Annotated in this window: 19 protein-coding genes; 9 read left to right on the top strand and 10 right to left on the bottom strand. The window is 40.3% G+C overall.

The window, feature by feature from the left end:
* Positions 1 to 185: 185 nt before the first annotated feature.
* Positions 186 to 746: an NADPH-dependent FMN reductase gene (locus FZF09_RS08485; RefSeq protein ID WP_158736152.1), complete on the bottom strand. Its 561-nt coding sequence runs from the start codon at positions 744 to 746 to the stop codon at positions 186 to 188.
* A gap of 380 nt (positions 747 to 1,126) precedes the next feature.
* Between FZF09_RS08485 and FZF09_RS08480 the strand changes: the two genes are divergently transcribed.
* Positions 1,127 to 2,455, top strand: a complete 1,329-nt coding sequence (locus FZF09_RS08480; RefSeq protein ID WP_158736230.1) for an alanine/glycine:cation symporter family protein — start codon at positions 1,127 to 1,129, stop codon at positions 2,453 to 2,455.
* Between the two features lie 360 nt (positions 2,456 to 2,815).
* Positions 2,816 to 3,319 (top strand): hypothetical protein, encoded by a 504-nt coding sequence (locus FZF09_RS08475; protein ID WP_158736151.1) that lies wholly within the window; start codon positions 2,816 to 2,818, stop codon positions 3,317 to 3,319.
* 100 nt (positions 3,320 to 3,419) lie between these two features.
* Here FZF09_RS08475 and FZF09_RS08470 read toward each other — a convergent pair whose 3' ends face one another.
* Together FZF09_RS08470 and FZF09_RS08465 are read right to left on the bottom strand one after the other, a co-directional pair.
* The gene (locus FZF09_RS08470) at positions 3,420 to 4,388 is read right to left on the bottom strand and encodes a 2-hydroxyacid dehydrogenase (RefSeq protein WP_158736150.1); all 969 of its coding nucleotides are present in this window, start codon (positions 4,386 to 4,388) and stop codon (positions 3,420 to 3,422) included.
* A gap of 88 nt (positions 4,389 to 4,476) precedes the next feature.
* Complete coding sequence (locus FZF09_RS08465; protein ID WP_158736149.1) at positions 4,477 to 6,156, bottom strand: methyl-accepting chemotaxis protein; 1,680 nt, start codon at positions 6,154 to 6,156, stop codon at positions 4,477 to 4,479.
* A gap of 269 nt (positions 6,157 to 6,425) precedes the next feature.
* Here FZF09_RS08465 and fumC point away from each other — a divergent pair, with 269 nt between their 5' ends.
* A complete protein-coding gene (gene fumC, locus FZF09_RS08460; protein ID WP_158736148.1) occupies positions 6,426 to 7,814 on the top strand; it encodes a class II fumarate hydratase in 1,389 nt (462 codons plus the stop codon).
* A gap of 159 nt (positions 7,815 to 7,973) precedes the next feature.
* On the opposite strand, the gene FZF09_RS08455 is transcribed toward fumC, so the two are convergent.
* Together FZF09_RS08455 and FZF09_RS08450 are read right to left on the bottom strand one after the other, a co-directional pair.
* On the bottom strand, positions 7,974 to 8,156 hold the full coding sequence (locus FZF09_RS08455) for a hypothetical protein (protein ID WP_091273397.1): 183 nt from the start codon (positions 8,154 to 8,156) through the stop codon (positions 7,974 to 7,976).
* Between the two features lie 291 nt (positions 8,157 to 8,447).
* Complete coding sequence (locus FZF09_RS08450) at positions 8,448 to 8,999, bottom strand: phosphatidylglycerophosphatase A family protein (RefSeq protein ID WP_091585004.1); 552 nt, start codon at positions 8,997 to 8,999, stop codon at positions 8,448 to 8,450.
* A gap of 152 nt (positions 9,000 to 9,151) precedes the next feature.
* Between FZF09_RS08450 and FZF09_RS08445 the strand changes: the two genes are divergently transcribed.
* The 3 genes from FZF09_RS08445 (at position 9,152) to FZF09_RS08435 (ending at position 11,340) form a co-directional block, all read left to right on the top strand.
* Positions 9,152 to 9,868 (top strand): alpha/beta hydrolase, encoded by a 717-nt coding sequence (locus FZF09_RS08445; RefSeq protein WP_233269448.1) that lies wholly within the window; start codon positions 9,152 to 9,154, stop codon positions 9,866 to 9,868.
* Positions 9,869 to 10,369: 501 nt separating this feature from the next.
* The gene (locus tag FZF09_RS08440) at positions 10,370 to 10,882 is read left to right on the top strand and encodes a 2'-5' RNA ligase family protein (protein WP_158736147.1); all 513 of its coding nucleotides are present in this window, start codon (positions 10,370 to 10,372) and stop codon (positions 10,880 to 10,882) included.
* A gap of 2 nt (positions 10,883 to 10,884) precedes the next feature.
* The gene (locus FZF09_RS08435) at positions 10,885 to 11,340 is read left to right on the top strand and encodes a GNAT family N-acetyltransferase (protein ID WP_370514438.1); all 456 of its coding nucleotides are present in this window, start codon (positions 10,885 to 10,887) and stop codon (positions 11,338 to 11,340) included.
* Here the strand turns inward: FZF09_RS08435 and FZF09_RS08430 are convergent.
* Complete coding sequence (locus FZF09_RS08430; RefSeq protein WP_158736146.1) at positions 11,337 to 12,242, bottom strand: MBL fold metallo-hydrolase; 906 nt, start codon at positions 12,240 to 12,242, stop codon at positions 11,337 to 11,339. The two genes, FZF09_RS08435 and FZF09_RS08430, sit on opposite strands and share 4 nt — an antisense overlap.
* A 244-nt stretch (positions 12,243 to 12,486) precedes the next feature.
* Positions 12,487 to 12,936: a hypothetical protein gene (locus FZF09_RS22780; protein WP_233269447.1), complete on the bottom strand. Its 450-nt coding sequence runs from the start codon at positions 12,934 to 12,936 to the stop codon at positions 12,487 to 12,489.
* A gap of 363 nt (positions 12,937 to 13,299) precedes the next feature.
* On the opposite strand from FZF09_RS22780, the gene FZF09_RS08420 reads away from it, so the two are divergent.
* Entirely contained in the window at positions 13,300 to 13,779 is a 480-nt protein-coding gene (locus tag FZF09_RS08420; RefSeq protein WP_158736144.1) for a CotY/CotZ family spore coat protein, read from the top strand.
* A gap of 102 nt (positions 13,780 to 13,881) precedes the next feature.
* On the opposite strand, the gene FZF09_RS08415 is transcribed toward FZF09_RS08420, so the two are convergent.
* The gene (locus tag FZF09_RS08415) at positions 13,882 to 14,373 is read right to left on the bottom strand and encodes a CotO family spore coat protein (protein WP_158736143.1); all 492 of its coding nucleotides are present in this window, start codon (positions 14,371 to 14,373) and stop codon (positions 13,882 to 13,884) included.
* A 166-nt stretch (positions 14,374 to 14,539) separates the two neighbouring features.
* On the opposite strand from FZF09_RS08415, the gene FZF09_RS08410 reads away from it, so the two are divergent.
* Complete coding sequence (locus tag FZF09_RS08410; RefSeq protein ID WP_158736142.1) at positions 14,540 to 14,950, top strand: hypothetical protein; 411 nt, start codon at positions 14,540 to 14,542, stop codon at positions 14,948 to 14,950.
* A 65-nt stretch (positions 14,951 to 15,015) separates the two neighbouring features.
* Here FZF09_RS08410 and FZF09_RS08405 read toward each other — a convergent pair whose 3' ends face one another.
* Positions 15,016 to 15,102, bottom strand: coding sequence for a YjcZ family sporulation protein (locus FZF09_RS08405; protein WP_091584987.1), 87 nt, complete (start codon positions 15,100 to 15,102; stop codon positions 15,016 to 15,018).
* A 207-nt stretch (positions 15,103 to 15,309) separates the two neighbouring features.
* On the opposite strand from FZF09_RS08405, the gene FZF09_RS08400 reads away from it, so the two are divergent.
* On the top strand, positions 15,310 to 15,684 hold the full coding sequence (locus tag FZF09_RS08400) for a hypothetical protein (protein ID WP_158736141.1): 375 nt from the start codon (positions 15,310 to 15,312) through the stop codon (positions 15,682 to 15,684).
* 353 nt (positions 15,685 to 16,037) lie between these two features.
* Here the strand turns inward: FZF09_RS08400 and ptsG are convergent, their stop codons facing one another.
* The gene (gene ptsG, locus FZF09_RS08395; protein WP_158736140.1) at positions 16,038 to 18,095 is read right to left on the bottom strand and encodes a glucose-specific PTS transporter subunit IIBC; all 2,058 of its coding nucleotides are present in this window, start codon (positions 18,093 to 18,095) and stop codon (positions 16,038 to 16,040) included.
* Positions 18,096 to 18,431 lie beyond the last annotated feature (336 nt).

Here is an 18,431-nt window from a genome sequence, read left to right as displayed (position 1 = left end):
AAATTCGCCCAGTGATGCGAAACATAAAAAAGAGCCAAACAGCCCATTGCATAAGGGATTCTATTAAATATAACGCTTGATTTTGAGGCTCAACTCCCATTTTAGTAAAGAGTAAGAAGAATTGGCGCTGCAACGAAGGAATTTGGCTCTACATTCACGCAAAGCGGCAATTCACTATTGTATGCTTACCTATTCATTTTTTGTATCCATTGAATAAACGTCTCCATTGATTGACCAAGCGCTTTGCTTGTTTTTTTATCTGTAAGATTGCCGGCTTCGTCTAGTTTGTTTTGAATGCTCCCAATATAAAGCTCAGGCTGCTGCAGCACAAGCGCTCCAGCGGCTGCTAAGGTTTGTTTCACTTGTGCTTGAGCAAAAGCCGTCCCTAGCGGAGAAGGAGAAGCACCTAAAACGAAAGCTGGTTTATTATCCAGCACATTTTGGTTTGTTACACTCGCTGCCCAGTCAAGCGTATTTTTTAATACACCTGGAACCCCGTGGCTGTATTCAGGCGTCACAATCACTAATCCATCAGCTTTATCTACTGCTTTTTTAAAATGTATGACTGCTTCGGGATCACCATTTTCTTCAAGGTCTCCGTTAAATAGAGGGATATGTTTCAAATCGTATATCGAAAAATTGACTGTTTTCGGCCGTTGTTGTTCTGCCATATGCCTCAATATTATTTTATTAAAAGAATCTTTTCGCAAGCTGCCAGCTATCCCTATCATTTTCAAAAGCTGCATTTTTGTTATCACCTCGTTTTATTCATTGCTATTTATTCTCTAAATACCCTGACATTTTTTATACAAACATAAAAAAACACACAAGCATCGTCCGTTGCGTTCCATTTGATTCTGTTATGTAATTGTGCCTCATGCAAAAAGAAATAACCTTTCCATATCTCCATTTTTTGGATTTTAAAAAGTTTTTATTTGGCAAGCCAAGTTTTGAGATTTTTTTGTTCACATCGTTATTAGTCTGATATACTGAAAATATCTTCCATATTATCAGAATACTACTAATATTAGTGCTATTCCTTCCCCGTTTAAAAAATTAAACGGGGATGAAATAGAAAAAACAAATATAGGAGGGATTTTTATTGAATGTAAATGAGATTTTAGACATGATAAGCGGTTTTGTGTGGGGGCCTCCCTTTCTTATTTTATTAGTAGGTACTGGGGTCTATTTAACATTCCGCTTAACTTTTTTACAGTTTAAAACGCTGCCTTATGCTTTAAAACTGGTTTTTACTAAAAATCAAGACAAGAAATCTGAAGGAGATATTTCTCACTTTCAATCTTTAATGACAGCGCTGGCGGCCACAGTCGGAACTGGTAATATTGCTGGGGTTGCCACTGCCGTTGTAGTTGGTGGACCAGGGGCTGTGTTTTGGATGTGGATTTCAGCAATATTTGGGATGGCTACCAAATATGCCGAAGCGATTCTAGCTGTTAAGTACCGCACAAAAGATGAACGCGGCGAGATGGCGGGCGGTCCCATGTACTACATTGAAAAAGGACTTGGCTGGAAATGGCTGGCCGTATTGTTTGCCATTTTTGCTGCTGTCGCTTCTTTTGGTATTGGCAACACAGTACAATCCAACTCCGTGGCAGATGTGCTGCAGGAAAACTGGAGTTTCCCGTATTGGGCCACTGGTATCATACTTATGATTTTAACCGGAATTGTTATTATTGGCGGAATCAAATCGATCGGACGGGTTGTAGCGTTTATCGTCCCGGTAATGGCCGTTTTCTATGTTATAGGAGGCCTTATTCTTATCCTGTTTAATTTCGATCTTGTTCCATCTGCTGTGAGCTTAATTTTCACCGATGCCTTTACTGGGCAGGCTGTAGCTGGCGGTGCGATTGGTGCTGTCATTCAAATGGGGGTGGCCCGCGGTGTATTTTCAAACGAAGCCGGGCTTGGTTCGGCTCCGATTGCTGCAGCATCCGCCCGCACCGATTATCCAGGCCGGCAAGCATTAGTATCGATGACCCAGGTGTTTATCGATACGATTATTATCTGTTCTATCACTGGGATATCGCTTGTGATGGGAGAGCTTTATTTGGACGCAAATTCCGATGTAGATGGGGCTGCATTGACATCGGCAACCTTTGAAATGTTTTTAGGGCCAATCGGTGCCTTTATCGTTTCCATCGGCCTTGTTTTCTTTGCCTACTCTACCATGCTTGGCTGGTCTTATTATGGAGAGCGCTGTATTTATTATTTGACGAAGAAACCTTCTTCCATCATGGTTTATCGGGTCATCTTTGTTGCTGCTATTTTCTTTGGCGCCATATTAGAGCTTGATACGGTATGGGCAGTAGCTGACATAATGAACGGCTTGATGGCTGCACCAAACTTAATTGGACTGCTAGGCCTATCCGGCATTGTTGCTGCTGAAACTGCGTTTTTCTTACAGAGAAAACGAGAAGAAGAACGAAAATTATAATACAGGCTTTACGCGTGGGCTGTCCCAAACGAGGGGCAGCTCTTTTTAAAAGGGTAGAAATTATAAATAGTTGGCGTTTTACATGTCTAGCGCAAGCGCCTACTCGCTCGAGATTCCTTCGGTTCGTCAATGGAAAGCAATGATCAGCTTTTAGTATGCCGCCCCTGCAGGACTTGTCGCTCGTGAGCAAGGCGTTTGCGCTTTTCTTAACGCAGCAGCGGATACTTGTACCCGTTTATTTTACAACCTTCGTCCGCTATCTTTCATAACTTTTTCGGAGGTCTTCTGAACGAGTTTAAAAAGAATAAGAGCAGGATATACCAGACAATAGATATGAAACAGCAAAAGGAGGATGCGCACGTGAGAACACTTCTATTTTCCATCATATTAAGTTTTGCTCTTTTACTTGCAGCTTGCGGTACAGCAGAAGAGGACCAAACGGCTGAAGAAAACGACAACGGAGCAGATGTAACCCAGGAAGAGTCCGAAGCAGAGGAAGATCTTGAAGAAGATGCAGAAAAAGATGAAGACAGCAATGAAGAAGAAGGATCAGAAGCAGATTTAGCAAGTGGGATAGAAGAAGTTCAATCAAGTCTAGACAGTTTAAATGAAACAGCAGAAAATGCTTCAGATAATCTTGAAAACATTCAAGCTGAAGGCGAAAAGGTAGAGGAAAACTGGGATGTCATTGAAGATCCTGTAGGTGAAAAATACCCGGATGATTATACAAATATCGAAGAAAGTCTTTATCCGCTAATAGATGAAGCAAAAGCAGAAGAGCCGGATACAGACACTATCCAAGAACTGACAAAAGAAACACAAGACAAATTAGAAGAATTTCTTACTAAAGTAGAAAAAGAATAATCTTAAATCTCTGTAAGGATCAGCCTATTTCCTTACAGAGATTTTTCTTTTTGTTTTGGCATCAAAGAAACACTATATCCTTAAAAGTTCACCAGTGCCTTTACAAGCTAACTAAATGATCTGGTTTTTCTCCTCTAAGCCCTTGTAGAATGTGATTGGCTGTCATTTCTGCCATATTCCATCTTGTATTTTCACTGGCACTGCCAATATGCGGAAGAGCTGTCACATTTGGAAGCGACAACAATGGATGATCGGCTGAAATCGGTTCGTTTTCAAACACGTCAAGCCCTGCTCCGCGAATATCTCCATTCTTTAATGCTTCAAACAATGCCTCTTCATCCACTGTTCCTCCGCGGGAAGAGTTAATGAAAATTGCCGTGTTTTTCATTTTCTGAAAAGCTTCACGGTTCATCATATGGTGTGTCTCATTGGTATATGGAGTCATTACACAGACAAAATCGGATGTTTCGAGTAATTCATCCAATTCTACGTAACGCGCGCCTATTTCTTTTTCTGTTTCTGGTTTTCTAGAACGATTATGATAAACGATATCCATGTCAAAACCAGTTCCTCGTTTTGCTACAGCTTCTCCTATTCTGCCCATGCCGATAATTCCAAGCCTGGCATGATGAATATCTTGTCCGGTTAAAAAGAAAGGAGCCCACGCCCCCCATTCATTATTTTTAATCACTTCTATGCCTTCAGGAATCCTTCTCGCTGCTGCCATTATAAGAGCAAATGTCAAATCGGCAGTTGTTTCTGATAATACACCCGGTGTATGAGCTACTTGGATATTTTTTTTAGCAGCAGCTTCTACGTCAATATTATTAAACCCTACGGCCATCGTGGCTATAATTTTTAAGTTTTCTGCTTGTTTTATTTTCTCTTTATTGATTGGATCTGTAATTGTGCAAAACAGAGCATCAGCTGTTTGCATCTCTTTTTCTAGTACTTCTTCTGGAACTGGTTCTTCTTCTTTTTCCCACATCCCGATATCGCATTCTGCTTCTAATTTTTCAACGATAGATGCTGGCATTTTTCGTGTCAGGTAAACATAGGGTTTTGTCATGCTTATTCCCTCTCTTTCTAAGCGGTTTCACATTTCATTATAGCATAGTAAACATGCCATTCCGGTAACGGAATGGCATGCTTCCCATTTATATTTTAAATTTATTTACTTCTTCTTGAAGCTCTTGCGCCATTCGGCTTAACTCCTCGGATGAGCTTGACACCTCTTCCATAGCGGCGAGCTGCTCCTCAGCACCTGCAGCAACATTTTGGGCATTTCCTGCAGTAGATTCAGCTACATCGTTCATACCTTCCACGGCATGGAATACTTTCGCTGAATTAGCTGACATTTGACTGGACACTCCGGAGACGTCCTCTATATGCTGGGCGATTTCTTGAACCGACATAAGAATAGTTTCAAAAGCGCTTCCGGCTCGTTCAATAACGGTCACCCCTTCTTTTGCTTCTGTTTGTCCGCGGCTCATTTTTTCTACGGCTTTTTCCGTTTCTTCTTGAATCGTCTCGATTAAACTAGTGATCTTATCTGCTGACTGTTTTGATTCTTCGGCAAGCTTTCGTACTTCATCAGCAACCACTGCAAACCCTTTACCGTGTTCTCCAGCCCGTGCTGCTTCAATAGCTGCATTCAAAGCGAGCAAATTTGTTTGTTCTGAAATATTTGTAATGGTTTCAATGATAGAACCAATTTCTGTAGACCGGTCTCCGAGCTGTTTCACAATTTCTGCTGTTTCCTGTACTTCTGAATTAATGATACCCATTTGCTCTGACGAACGCTTAATCTCATTGTTACCGCTTTCAGCAGCTTCTTCTGTCTCCTTTGACTTTTTTGTAAACTCATTTAAAGACTCTGAAACTTTTTCAATATCTCCTGAAAGCTGCTCCACCGCCTTCATGCTTTGTTTGGAATTAGACATTGCTGTTTCTGAAGAATTCGCTACCTCTTGAATCGTACTTGAAATTTCATTCGTGGAAGCAGACGTTTCTTCAGAACTTGCTGACAACTGTTCAGACGTAGATGCAACCTGTTCTGCCGCTTCTCGTGTAGAGCCTATCAGACTTCTTAAGTTATCTGCCATATCATTAAAATTAGCGGCCAGCTGACCAATTTCATCCTTGGATTTTATTTTAATATGGTCTACTGTTAAATCTCCATTCGATAAATGATTTGCTTTCTCAGAAACTTCTTTAATCGGACGTGACATTCTGTTTGCAATTATAACAGCAACCACCAGTCCTAATAATGTGGCACCAGCCCCTATAATCACACTGAGCGAAGATATAAAACCTGCTTGATTATTCAGCGCGGCTGCGTTGTTATCGACACTTGCCTGCTCCTCTTCGATCAATTCTTGCAGGTCGTTTTTGATATAAGTGCCAAGCGGAGTTAATTGCGTACTCATGATCGACTCGGCGGCTTTCATTTTGCCCTCATCATAACTTTGAAAAGCATCTTCTTCGGTACGCTGTTCAAAAACTTGGCTCCTTTGTACAATATTATCTAATCTTTCATCATTAACCATGTTGAGCAATTGTTCCTCAATTGCTCTAGCTTCTTCTGAGTATTCATCAAAACTTTCACGATACTCCAATTTTCCAGTTAAAATATAAGACAGGGCTAAAGAATTTCGCTCCGTAAGATTATAAGCCAGCTCCTTGTATGCGGAAATTTTAGAAAAATCTTCTTCTACCACTTGGTTAATTTGACTATTGGTATCGTTTACAAAATAAAATACAATACCGGTAAATACTAGCAAGAGTGCCAGTATAATTGAAAAACCTCCAATTAGTTTTGCACGAATAGACTTCATGAACACCAACCTTCCTAGCTTATTAATTAAAAAGGACTTTAGAACTATAAATTCTCATAATGCCATGTTTTCATTTACTTATATCGTCACATTATTGAAAATGTGAAGAAAAATGTTTAAAAAATTAAGTCTTTTTACTTAAGCTTATCGTTGGGGTTTTCTTTTTGTCTATTTTTTTCTACTCTATAAAGAGGGAATTCGACATTCCTCCCGAAAATGTTAGGTGGGCATTAATCAGAAACACACAAAAAAACCAGGAGGCATTCAACATGGACTACAGAATTGAAAAAGACACGCTTGGAGAAATGAAAGTACCCGCTGATAAACATTGGGCAGCTCAAACTCAGCGAAGCCTTGAAAACTTCAAAATAGGAAAAGAGATTATGCCAATTGAAGTTGTTCATGCTTTTGCCATTCTAAAAAGGTCAGCAGCTCTTGCTAACAAACGTCTTGGAAAAATTGAAGCAGAAAAAGCTGATGCGATTGCAGCAGCAGCAGATGAAGTATTAAGCGGAAATTTAGATGAACACTTTCCTCTTGTTGTGTGGCAGACAGGAAGCGGTACGCAGTCCAACATGAATATGAATGAAGTCTTAGCTCGCCGGGCAACCGAAATTTTAAAAGATAAAGGAGAAGACCTCACCATTCATCCAAATGATGATGTCAACCGCTCCCAAAGCTCAAACGATACGTTCCCTACCGCTATGCATATTGCAGCAGTCGAGAAAGTAGAAAATGATGTGCTGCCGGCAATTGACATACTTAAAAACACGTTAAAAGAAAAGCAAGAAGCATTTGAAGATGTCATTAAAATTGGACGTACTCATCTTCAAGATGCGACACCTCTCACGCTCGGACAAGAGATCAGCGGATGGCACCGCATGCTTGAAAAAAGCAGTGACATGATTAAACAAAGCATTGATCATGTCAAAGACCTGGCCATTGGCGGAACTGCTGTTGGTACTGGTATTAATGCTCATCCTAAATTTGGTGAATATGTAGCAGAAGAAATCAGCACGGTGACAGAAAAAACGTTCCGTTCTGCTCCAAACAAATTTCACTCTTTAACAAGCCATGATGAGATTAATTATGCTCACGGTGCTCTAAAAGGACTTGCCGCTGACTTGATGAAGATTGCCAATGACGTACGCTGGCTTTCAAGCGGTCCTCGCTCCGGACTTAGTGAAATTACGATTCCTGCTAATGAGCCAGGCAGCTCCATCATGCCGGGGAAAGTTAACCCTACTCAGTCCGAAGCTTTGACGATGGTTGCTTCTCAAGTAATGGGAAATGATGCAACGATTGGTTTTGCAGCCAGCCAGGGGAATTTTGAATTAAACGTGTTTAAGCCAGTAATTATTTATAACTTCCTGCAGTCTTCTTACTTACTGGCTGATGCTATGATTTCCTTTAACGATAAGTGCGCTGTCGGCATTGAGCCAAATCATGAAAAAATTGAAGAGCATTTGCGTAATTCATTAATGCTCGTGACGGCTCTTAACCCTCATATTGGTTATGAAAATGCAGCAAAGATCGCTAAAACGGCTCATGAAAAAGGCCAAACGCTAAAAGAGGCAGCACTTGAGAGCGGATTGTTAACCGAGGAACAATTTGAAGAAGTCGTGGATCCATCTAAAATGGTTTCCCCAAAAGAATAAACAGATAGCTTAACTACGTTGTATAAATACAAAAGCTGACCGGGCTTGTTTTTCCCGTGTCAGCTTTTTTACTCTAGGGATTCTAAAGTATAAGTAAAACTACGTCTCACCATAAGGTTTCGGCGGCAAGCCGAGCTTTTCTAATATTAAGAAGATGCGCTAAGCTTCATCGTATGTATAGCGCACCACGTATTTATTCGTTTTTAATTTACGGATTTCTACAAATGGACCAATTTCATAGCCATTATGCCAGTTTTCCTCCAGCTTTGCTTTCAAGCACCCCGCCTGAAATTTGGAGCGAAATGTTTGTTTCCAGTAGATCCAGCGTGGTTTATATGCCATCGCACTATCTCCTACTCCTTTTGGTTTGTTTCCTTACTATTTTATCCCATTTCTATAAAAAAATCACGGCTTGTGCGTATTTTTTATAAGAAAAACTGGCTTGTTGTCTGTGCAGGAATCCACCTAATTAAAGGAACTTCTGCTAAGTCCGCAAACGTCCTGCTCCCGGCGCAGCAGTCGCCAAATGTGTTCAGACGAATTGGCCGATATAACTTAAATTTTCTAACAGTGTAAAAAGAGGCCTCGTTTCCTTCCTGCGAGCCCTCTTTTTTCTTCACTTATAATATTTTATCAGCCAATTAATTCTTCGTCTTCTCGTTTTTTAATTTGATCTTTTCTTCTATTCTCTTCTTTGTCTCTCATTCTATGCGCTAATCTAGCAGATGCGCTTGAAGCAATACTTGCTACGAGATCATCCATAAACGTGTGCACTTCCTCTTTTTTTTCATCCAGCCGTTTTATAACGCCATGTTTTTCTTTATCTAAATATCCAAATGTCGTTACCGCAATGCTTCCAAATCCGAATACAGATCCAAGCGCAATCGTTTCATCTACGCCAAAAAGACCTTCATCGGTATCCACTAAAGATTGCAAAGGTTCTGACAACATATTTTTTTCTGCTAACTTATCTAATTCGACTCCCACAAGGATGGCGTGCTGGATTTCTCTTTTACAAAGAACAGCATCTGCACTCTCATAGCAATCTTCTTTTGTTAAATTAGGGGCGTATTTTACTTGCATTTCATAAACGATATCAGCGATATCTTTAATCTCAACGCCTCTTTCTTTTAATGCTTTACGAGCAGCATCTTCGACTACATCACAAGGTACAGGTTTTTTCATAGTAAAAGCCTCCTCTTATTTCCATTCTATCATATGCGTGGAATATTTGTTTCATTTCTGCATGTGATACAATAAAGATTAGTTTGATATTTATTACTATATGTGAAGATCTACGTATTCGATATTACCGTGCGGAAAGGAAGATAAACATCGTGAACGGTAAAATGACATCCCTGCAATTTAAAAGTGACCTGTTACGCCATACTTTTGAGCTTCCTGTATACTTGCCGCACCATTATAGTCCTTTACATACATATCATCTTGCCATTGCCCAAGATGGCAGAGATTATTTCCAGCTCGGACGGATCGGACGGAAAATGGAAGCAGCTATTGAAGAAGGAGCAAGAGACACTATTGTTGTCGGCGTTCCTTATCCTTCTGTAGAAACACGAAGAAAATGGTATCACCCAGATAATGAAACACACCATACTTATCTGCAATTTATGGTTAAAGAACTGCTGCCCTTTTTAGAAGATACATACTCTACCTGGCGGCTCGCTCACGGACGAATGTTAATGGGAGATTCATTAGGCGCTTCTATCTCATTAGTGGCTGCTCTTTCCTACCCTAACTCGTTTTCAAGAGTAATGATGCATTCTCCTTATGTCGATGAAAATGTTTTACATTTAGTGGAAAAAAATAAAGAATGGAATCATTTTGATATCTATCATACGATTGGTACAGAAGAAACGGAAGTAAAAACGACCAATGGCAGTATAGAAGATTTTCTTACCCCAAACCGCCGTTTGCATGAAATCTTTAAAAAAGGAACAGCCCGTTATTTTTATAACGAATTTGAAGGAGGCCACTTCTGGAAATACTGGGAAAAAGACCTCCCTCAAGCTCTTCGATTTATGTTTGATCTTTAAATAAAACGGGAATAAACATAAAGTATTTTATTTAAAATCGGGGTTGATCCATAAATCGGGTCTGCTAAATTTTTTAATTAACGTCAGCTGAAAGACACGTAGATTCCAACGGGAAAAGCAAAGATAAAGGAACTTCTACTAAAACCGCACACGTCGACGCACAGGACGTGGCGGTTTTGGCGACGAATGTGCCACGTAGAACCTGTGGAAGTAAGATCCCGCAGTGAGCGGTCTTTGCTCACGAGATAACTGAAGCGTTACCCGCGGCAAAGAAGACATTACGAGAACGAACAAAGAGAGCTGGAGTAGATGTCGCCGCACTTGTGCCCTGTGGGTGAGTATTTCAGCTGAAAAAACCTTTTGGAACTGCCTTTTTATGGCGAATGCTTAGAAAAAACTCGGCTTGCTATGGCGGAAGTCGTAGCTTTGCTTTGGTCCTTTAACAAAATTAAACATTCCTGGTGGATGAAACAATAGAATGACCAAAATGGAGGGTGAAAGATGAAATATGGTTTAGCTTGTTTTCCTTCAAAACAAATACAAGACATGGCCAACAATTATCGTAAACGCTATGATACCCATTATTTATGGATACCGCCGCATGTCACGTTGAAACCTCCTTATGAACTAAAGGAAGATCAGCTTGAGCAAGAAATGCAAAGAATACAAACCATTTCGTCAAAAACACCTCCTTTTCCGCTGACAATCTATAAAGCAGATACATTTTATCCAAAAGAAAATAAAATATTTTTTAAAATCAAGCCAAATGACATCCTTCTTTCGTTATATGAGGCTTTAAATGAACAACAAAACAGCAAAGAAAAAGAAGAATTCACTCCTCATTTGACGATTGGCCAGGATTTAACAAACGATGAACATTTTGATGTGGTGGATCAACTGAAAATGAAAGATATCCATCATGAAGAAATAATAGACCAGATACAGCTTTTGTATCAGTTAGAAGATAAGTGTTGGACCGTTTATGAAACATTTCATTTAGGAAAGGAAGAATAACTGTGAATGTAAAAGTGAAAGAAGTCTCTCCTGAACAGCAGCTCGAATTAAACGACGCATTTAAAGTGCGGTTTGAAGTGTTTGTACAAGAACAAAAGGTACCAGAAGAAGAAGAAATAGATGAATTTGAAGAAACAGCTGTACACTTTGTCGCTTATGAAGACAGCCGCCCTGTTGGAGCAGGACGGCTCCGTTTTGCAGATGGTTACGCAAAAGTTGAACGCATATGTGTGCTTGCATCTCACCGCCACACAGGAGCAGGACGTCTGATAATGGAAGCGGTCGAACAAAAAGCTAAAATAGAAGGGGTTCACTCTATGAAACTAAATGCTCAGATTAGTGCTTCAGGTTTTTATAAAAAGCTTGGCTATCACGTCACTTCTGGAGAATTTATGGATGCTGGCATTCCTCACCTTGAAATGAAAAAAACACTTTCAGCCGAGTCCCGGTCTGTCTAAATTTCTGTCTGGATTGGCTGAATAATAAACTGATGATCTTTCATCTTAAATTCAGCCTTTCCTTGTTCTTTTAATGCTTTCAAATAAGCTAATACGGCTGTTCGAAATAAAACCCAGGCCCCGATATTTGGCACTGGTATATTTTTTTTGCGTAGAAAATGGCTCGTCAGCGATTCTACCGGCATGTCCTTTAGTTCGTGTAATTCCTGTTCGAGTTCTTTTAATAATGAGGTATGCCAGTCTATATTTTGTTTGACAGTCTCTTTATAATTCGTTTCATACATTCCGTGTCCTGGTACTGCTCCCTCTCCTTCCAAAGAAAGCAGAAACTGAAGGGAGGCTTGTGCTTTCTCTATATCAACCATAAATGGTATCACGTGCTTTTCTAAATATGCTTTTGCAAAATAGCTGTCCGCCGCAAAAAGTATGCCATCTATATAAAAAGCTATTTGATCATAGCTGTGCCCTGGTAAGGCGTACAGCGTTCCTTTTATACCTGCAAGAACAGAGGGACCTTCTTTTACATAATGATCTACCTTAACAGGCGGACCTTCTAAAAATTTATTTCTTAATTCAGACAGAGGCTCAACACCTTGAAATAAGTAAATTGGTTCGAGTCTTGGATTTTCTAACACCGCTCCCTCAAATTGGGTCGCATGTACTGTAACATTACCGTTTTCTTTTAACCAGAAAGCCCCTCCAAAGTGATCAGCATGAGCATGCGTAATGAGCAGGTCTGTAACAGGGAGACCTGCTTCCTTTAAGAGTTTCCAGACTTTTTTACCTGTTCCTTTATCAATCCCGGAATCAATAAGAAGTCCTTTGCCGCCGTTTTGGATATATCCCATATTAACTGCGTGATCAATGTAATAAATATTTTCTTTTATACGTACAAGCTCCATTTTAAACTCCTTTATAGGTATTTTTCTTAAACTGCCAAGTTAAAATGGCGGACATTTTTGTATAAACACATTATAAAAGAAAATATTTCCAAATGAAAATAGGAGCTCTCCTAAGGAAAGCTCACTGTTTGTGTAACAGTTCTATTCGTCCTATCCAAGTTTGTTGAAGATTTTTAACAGATATGAATGCGGAAACTTTGCCTCAAAGGAGACATAAAATGATATATATTGATTTTGGTTATGCTCATGCATTGGCGTCAAAGCGCCGGCCTTTCCCATAAAATTTTTGTTCGATTTCTCTTCGTTTGTTCATACGCTCCATATCTTCTTCTAAGTGATAAGCATTCCTAGTATCTTGAGAACTTATTCTCTGCCATGTGGCTGGTTGAATTGGCTGAATTTTTCGAATAGATGGTTCATTCTCCACCAATCGACTTCCATAATTGACTGCTTGCTCGTTTTTAGTCGGTGCTACATACCCCATCCTTCTCACCTCTTTCATAAGAAAAGTGCAAGCGCCCTGGTCAGCCGCGACAGGTTCTGGAGCTTTCGCGCAGGGTCGCCTGCGGCCCGGAGTCGAAAGGGAAGAAATAAGACGTTCAGCTAAAACCGTCACGTCCTGTGACAACGCTGAACTGGCTTGCACAGGAGGTGTTGACTTTTGCGTTGCGACAGGACGTCGCGGTTTTAGCAAAAGTTCCTCTTTATCGTGTGCGCCTGAGCGGCTGGGCGCTGAAGCTAGACATCAAAAACGCCCAATATTTATCATTTCTTCCCTTTTAAGAAAAGTGCAAGCGCCTTGGTCTGCCGCGACAGGTTTTCTGGACCTTTAGATAATAAGAAAGGCTTAAATGCTCTGTATGCAGGGACGACGTCCATTTACCCAAAGGATAACCGGCCCAATGACGTTTCTTTTATTCTATGTATACCCTTTTCTCTGTGTTTTAATCTCCTTTAAGGCACTCGCCCAATTCTTCATCATTAGCGGAATATTTAACACCTTTTTAGTCATTCGTATATATGATAGTAAAGAAAAGAAGCTAAAGGAGTGAAAGACATGGGTTGCAGAAAACACGACAGCGATGCTGGAAGCTGCGTTTGCGATGCCGTTGTTGCCATCAAAGAAGCTCAGGATGCAGTAGATGATAGATCTGATTGCAGAAACAGCTGTTTTAACAATTTATTAAGTCCTACGGGCAACAACAACGGTTTGGATACTGTTCCGTTTGTTCTTCAAAACAAAAAAGGTAATTATTTCTTCGCTACAGGTGCACTTGGAAGAGATGACTGCTTCCAAACTGTTTTCTTCCGTGTAGAAAAGGTAGATGAAAAGAACTGCTGTGCCACACTATCTTTGTTGCGTCCGGATAACGACTTAGAATTTACGGACTGCTGTGTCGACCCTGAATCTTTGTGTGATATTGATGAGCTTGAACGCACAAGATTCTGCATTGAAGTAGATCTTGATTGCTTCTGCGCTATTCAATGCCTTGATCCAAACTTAGTAGGCGACATCGATAAGCACAAATGCAGATAATCACAAATATATATAAGGTGAGGGAACGCCCCCCTGTTCCCTCTGCCTTTCTTTTTCATTTAAACCCTGGCCTTACCGTCAAGCCAGGATTGTGTGTATATTTTATAAACTCACAATGTACATATCTGTAATGTCTTTGTCTTGAATAGTAATTCTAGAAAAGTTTCTTCTATCCTGCATCACCACTTCCCCATCTTCTGCGTATAATAGTTTTCCTTGTATATGTTTTTCTTTCGTTTCACAAGCAACAACAGGCTGAATAAAATGAGGGAGTTTTGCTATATAATCAAGCATCTCTTGCACACTTTTATTTGTTTTTTGATTGGATCCTTTCTGTTGCTCATCCTCGAATTCTTCTATCTCATTTTTTATTTCTTCTTGTTCTTGTTCGTTTGTTTCCATAGGATCCTGTTGTCCCTTTTTTTGTTTTGCTTTTTGTTTCATTTTTTTTTCTTTTTTATCTGATTTTTGCTCGGTTTTACTGCCTATTTTTTTGCGAACCGATAATGTCTGTGACTTTCCGCCGATATTTGAAAAAGTAGGCTGTTCAATATAATACAACGGCTCGGCCTGTTTTTCCTTTTTTTCCTCCATCAATTCTCCTACCTCCCCGCAAGCACTGTTTAGCTCCTGCTTCATTATATGCTTGTGGTTGATGATCATTCTTATGGATTTCATTAGCAACCTTTAATTTGTTGGCGCATAAACATATGGATAAGCTGTCGCTCAAAAGTATATGAAGGGTAATAGGAGGGATAAAATGCTTTGGTTTCTTTTTGGGGGAAATATTTTACTCATTATTTCACTATATATGTATTTGGCTGAGCGCAAAGAAAAATGGCGGCCCTCCTCGTTTATTATGAATGCAATTATGACCCCAGTAACATTATTTGCTCTTTGTACAGGCTTTTTGTTTACTTATATGCATCCTGGCTTTCTGATTGAAACAAGTATCGCAGCAGGTGTGCTTGGCTTAAGCTGCGGGCTTTTGTTTGGTAGTTTATTTAACTTTGATTCTGCGATGACGGGGGCTTGCAATGGTTTAATGGCAGGTATTATGACACCGATGCTTGGAGAAATGGCCGGCCGCTCTCCTTTATTTCTAGTTTTTACCCAGCTGTTGTTTTACTTGTTATTATATTATTTTCGTTTTGGTGCTCGTCTGCCTTAATGCAAAAAGGTTCTGGCCGTTTTCTACCAGGCCAGAACTTTTTCCACCACTAAAATGGCTTGTTATTAGCAAACGTACGCAGAGCCTACAATAATGAGCAAAATAAACAGTACAACGATGAGAGTGAAACTGTTGTAATAACCGTGGGACATTTGCCTTTCCTCCCTTTCTAAGGAAGATTGAGAAATCCTTCTCACCATAGCTATATGCGTATTACCTAGAAAGGTGCGTTAGATTTTGTAATTAAGTCGCATACCTAAACTTCACTTCGCTTTCTAGATATATGCACAGATTTGTTATTCCACCATATGCTGTTACAGGTATATTCCTTTTTATAAATAATCAGGATGGTGATGATCGTGCATTTTTATCATGGTGAAAGCTTTCCAGAGCCCTATCGCCAGCAGCAGCCTTCTGTTCAATATATTCCTCCAGTTGTGATAGGAAGATATGTCAATCAATGGATACAAACATTTATTCCTGGATACGGAAGAGTTATTGCTTATGTGCTTGACTATAATCGTCGTACGGGGATGGTGTCGATGTTTATTTATCAGCCGCCATTTTATCGGCGCAGATATTTACAAGTCTATCATGGCGATTTAGTAGGGATCAGTCCTTATTTCGGTCCTACTCCTCCTCGTCCAGGCGGCGGTGGCCCTCCACGTCCGCCGTATGGTGGTCCAGGGCAAGGCGGCGGTTTTTGGCCATGGCTGATCGGCCAGTTCTTCTAGGAAGAGCAAAACGTATTGTATTAGAAAAGCGCAGCATCCTAAACGTTCCTATATTGGAAAAACTCGGCTTACCGCCGAGTCCAATATTCGAGTATTTTGATCTTAAAGTGTAAAAAAGGCAGGAAAATTCCCTCCTTATTTATGATTTAAAGCGTCAGAAGATTATTCAATCGCGTTTTTACCTTTTTTAAGTGAAGCTGGAATCACAAATAGCGGATGGGAATTTCCTTTTTTTTACAACACTTTCCGAATATGCTTATTTACTCGCCGTTCCTAGCCAAATACTAGCCAAAAAACGTCTTTTTTCTCGCCGACGATCACTATTTACTCGCCAATAACCGCAGGATGACGTATTATTGAATCTCTGCTACGTTTTTATCCTCTTTAGTGACTGTTTGATTTTTTTTCACGTTTACGGATTGCTCTTCGGTTAAGTTAGTAAAAACCACCGGAGTTATCGTCGATTTAGCTTTCTCTTCAACCAGTGAAAGATCTGCTTTCACTAAAAGTTGTCCTTTTTGTACGCTGGCTCCTTCTTCTACAAATACTTCAAAGCCATCTCCTTGCATATTAACGGTATCAATACCAATGTGAAGCAGAATTTCGAGACCATCGTCAGCTTTAATTCCTACCGCATGTTTGGTTGGAAATACATTATTAATGACTCCGTTTACCGGCGAAACAAATTCACCGTCTGAAGGCTTGATGGCAAATCCATCTCCCATCATTTTCCCAGCAAAAACGTCGTCTGGTACTTCTTCAATGGAAAGAATTTCACCGTTTGCTGGACTTCCAATAGAGACAGGGCCGCTCGTTTCTGGTTTCACAGCAGGTTCTGCTTCTTTTTTCGGGTCAAATTCCGGTTCTTTATTTAACGGCTCAGAAGGTGCTCCGCCTTCGATGATTTCTTGCATTTGAGATTTTAAAGCATCCGATTTTGGTCCAAAAATAGCCTGTACATTATTACCGACTTCCATCACTCCGGAAGCACCAAGCTGTTTTAAGCGGTCTTTGTTCACTTCACTTTTATCATTAACAGTAATACGGAGTCTTGTAATACAAGCATCCAGATTTTTTAAATTCTCTTTTCCGCCAAAAGCTTCTAACACGTTATACGGCAAGTCGCTGTTTTTGCCCTCAGATGTTGTTTGTTCCTGGTTTTCAGCTGTATCTTCGCGTCCAGGCGTCATTAAGTTAAATTTCGTAATAGCAAAGCGGAAGCCGAAATAGTAGATAACAGAGAAACAAAGACCTACTGGGATGACAAGCCACCATGCTGTGGCGTTTGGAATAATACCAAACAAGAAGTAGTCAATGACCCCGCCAGAGAACGTCATGCCAATTTTAACATCGAGCAAATGCATTACCATAAACGATAACCCGGCAAAGATTGTATGAACAGCAAACAAAAGCGGCGCAACAAACAAAAAGCTGAATTCAAGCGGTTCGGTAATACCAGTCAGAAACGATGTTAGGGCCGCTGATCCCATAATACCAGCCACATATTTTTTGTTTTCTGGTTTAGCGCAATGATAGATAGCAAGTGCTGCGGCGGGAAGACCAAACATCATAAAAGGAAATTTTCCTGTCATAAAGGTACCTGCTGTAAATTCCTCGACACCGTCACGGTATTGAGCAAAGAAAATTTGCTGGTCGCCTGTAATCGTCTGTCCTGCAGCATTAACATAAGAGCCAAATTCATACCAAAACGGATTATAAAATACGTGATGCAAGCCGAATGGAATAAGTGCTCTTTCAATAACACCAAATACAAAGGCAGATATTGTCGTGTTTGCTTCGGTCACTAGATATGACATTCCGTTCAACAATTCTTGAATAGGAGGCCAAACGACAGTAAGGACCGCACCAATAATTAATCCGCCAAACGCTGTTGCAATCGGAACAAAACGTTTGCCTGCAAAAAATCCTAAATACTGCGGCAGCTCAATATTATAATAGCGGTTAAACATAAATGCACCGAGAGCCCCGGCTATAATACCTCCAAAAACCCCGGTTTGTAAGGTTGGAACTCCGAGCATTTCCGCATACGCCGGGCTGTCCCCTACCATGTCAGCATCCACACCAACAACGACGCCCATCGTTACATTTATAATAAAATAGCCAATGAGAGCTGCCAGACCTGCAACCCCGTCACCATTTGCAAGACCTAAGGCTACACCAATCGCAAAGATAACAGGCAAATTATCAAACACTACACCTCCAGCTTCAGACATAAGATCTGAAATCAATTGTGCAGGAGCTGAATCTAAAAACGGCAGAATGTTGATCATGTTGTCTTCTTGCATTGCTGTTCCGATCGCTAGCAGTAAACCTGCCGCCGGAAGCAGAGCTACAGGAAGCATTAGTGCTCTCCCGATACGCTGAAGCACACCAAACGCATTTTTAAACATTTTTCTTGTCCTCCTTTAATTCTTGATGCAAAGCACCCATCGTTTCATAAACTCTCCAATCGCTAATTAATACTGTTTCCAAATAATACGAAAAATAATTAGGAAAACTTGGCTTGCCGTCCAATCTTATGACGGAAGCCATAGTTTTGCTTATACTTTGATCCTTATGAAACCTAATTTTCCTAAAGTATTAGGAAAACTTGGCTTGTTGTCCTATTAAAGGAACTGCCTAAATACGACAAAATATTAAACTTCCCTCAAAATACAAAAAAGGCATGAGAGAAATCGGTTCGCTGAAATAAAGACATAAGTGTACGAATGTACACTAGTCCTGTC

Source organism: Alteribacillus sp. YIM 98480, assembly GCF_009765375.1.
GTDB lineage: Bacteria > Bacillota > Bacilli > Bacillales > Marinococcaceae > Alteribacillus.
The sequence above is the reverse complement of the archived record's forward strand: the minus strand, read 5'-3'. Positions and strand labels throughout refer to the sequence as shown.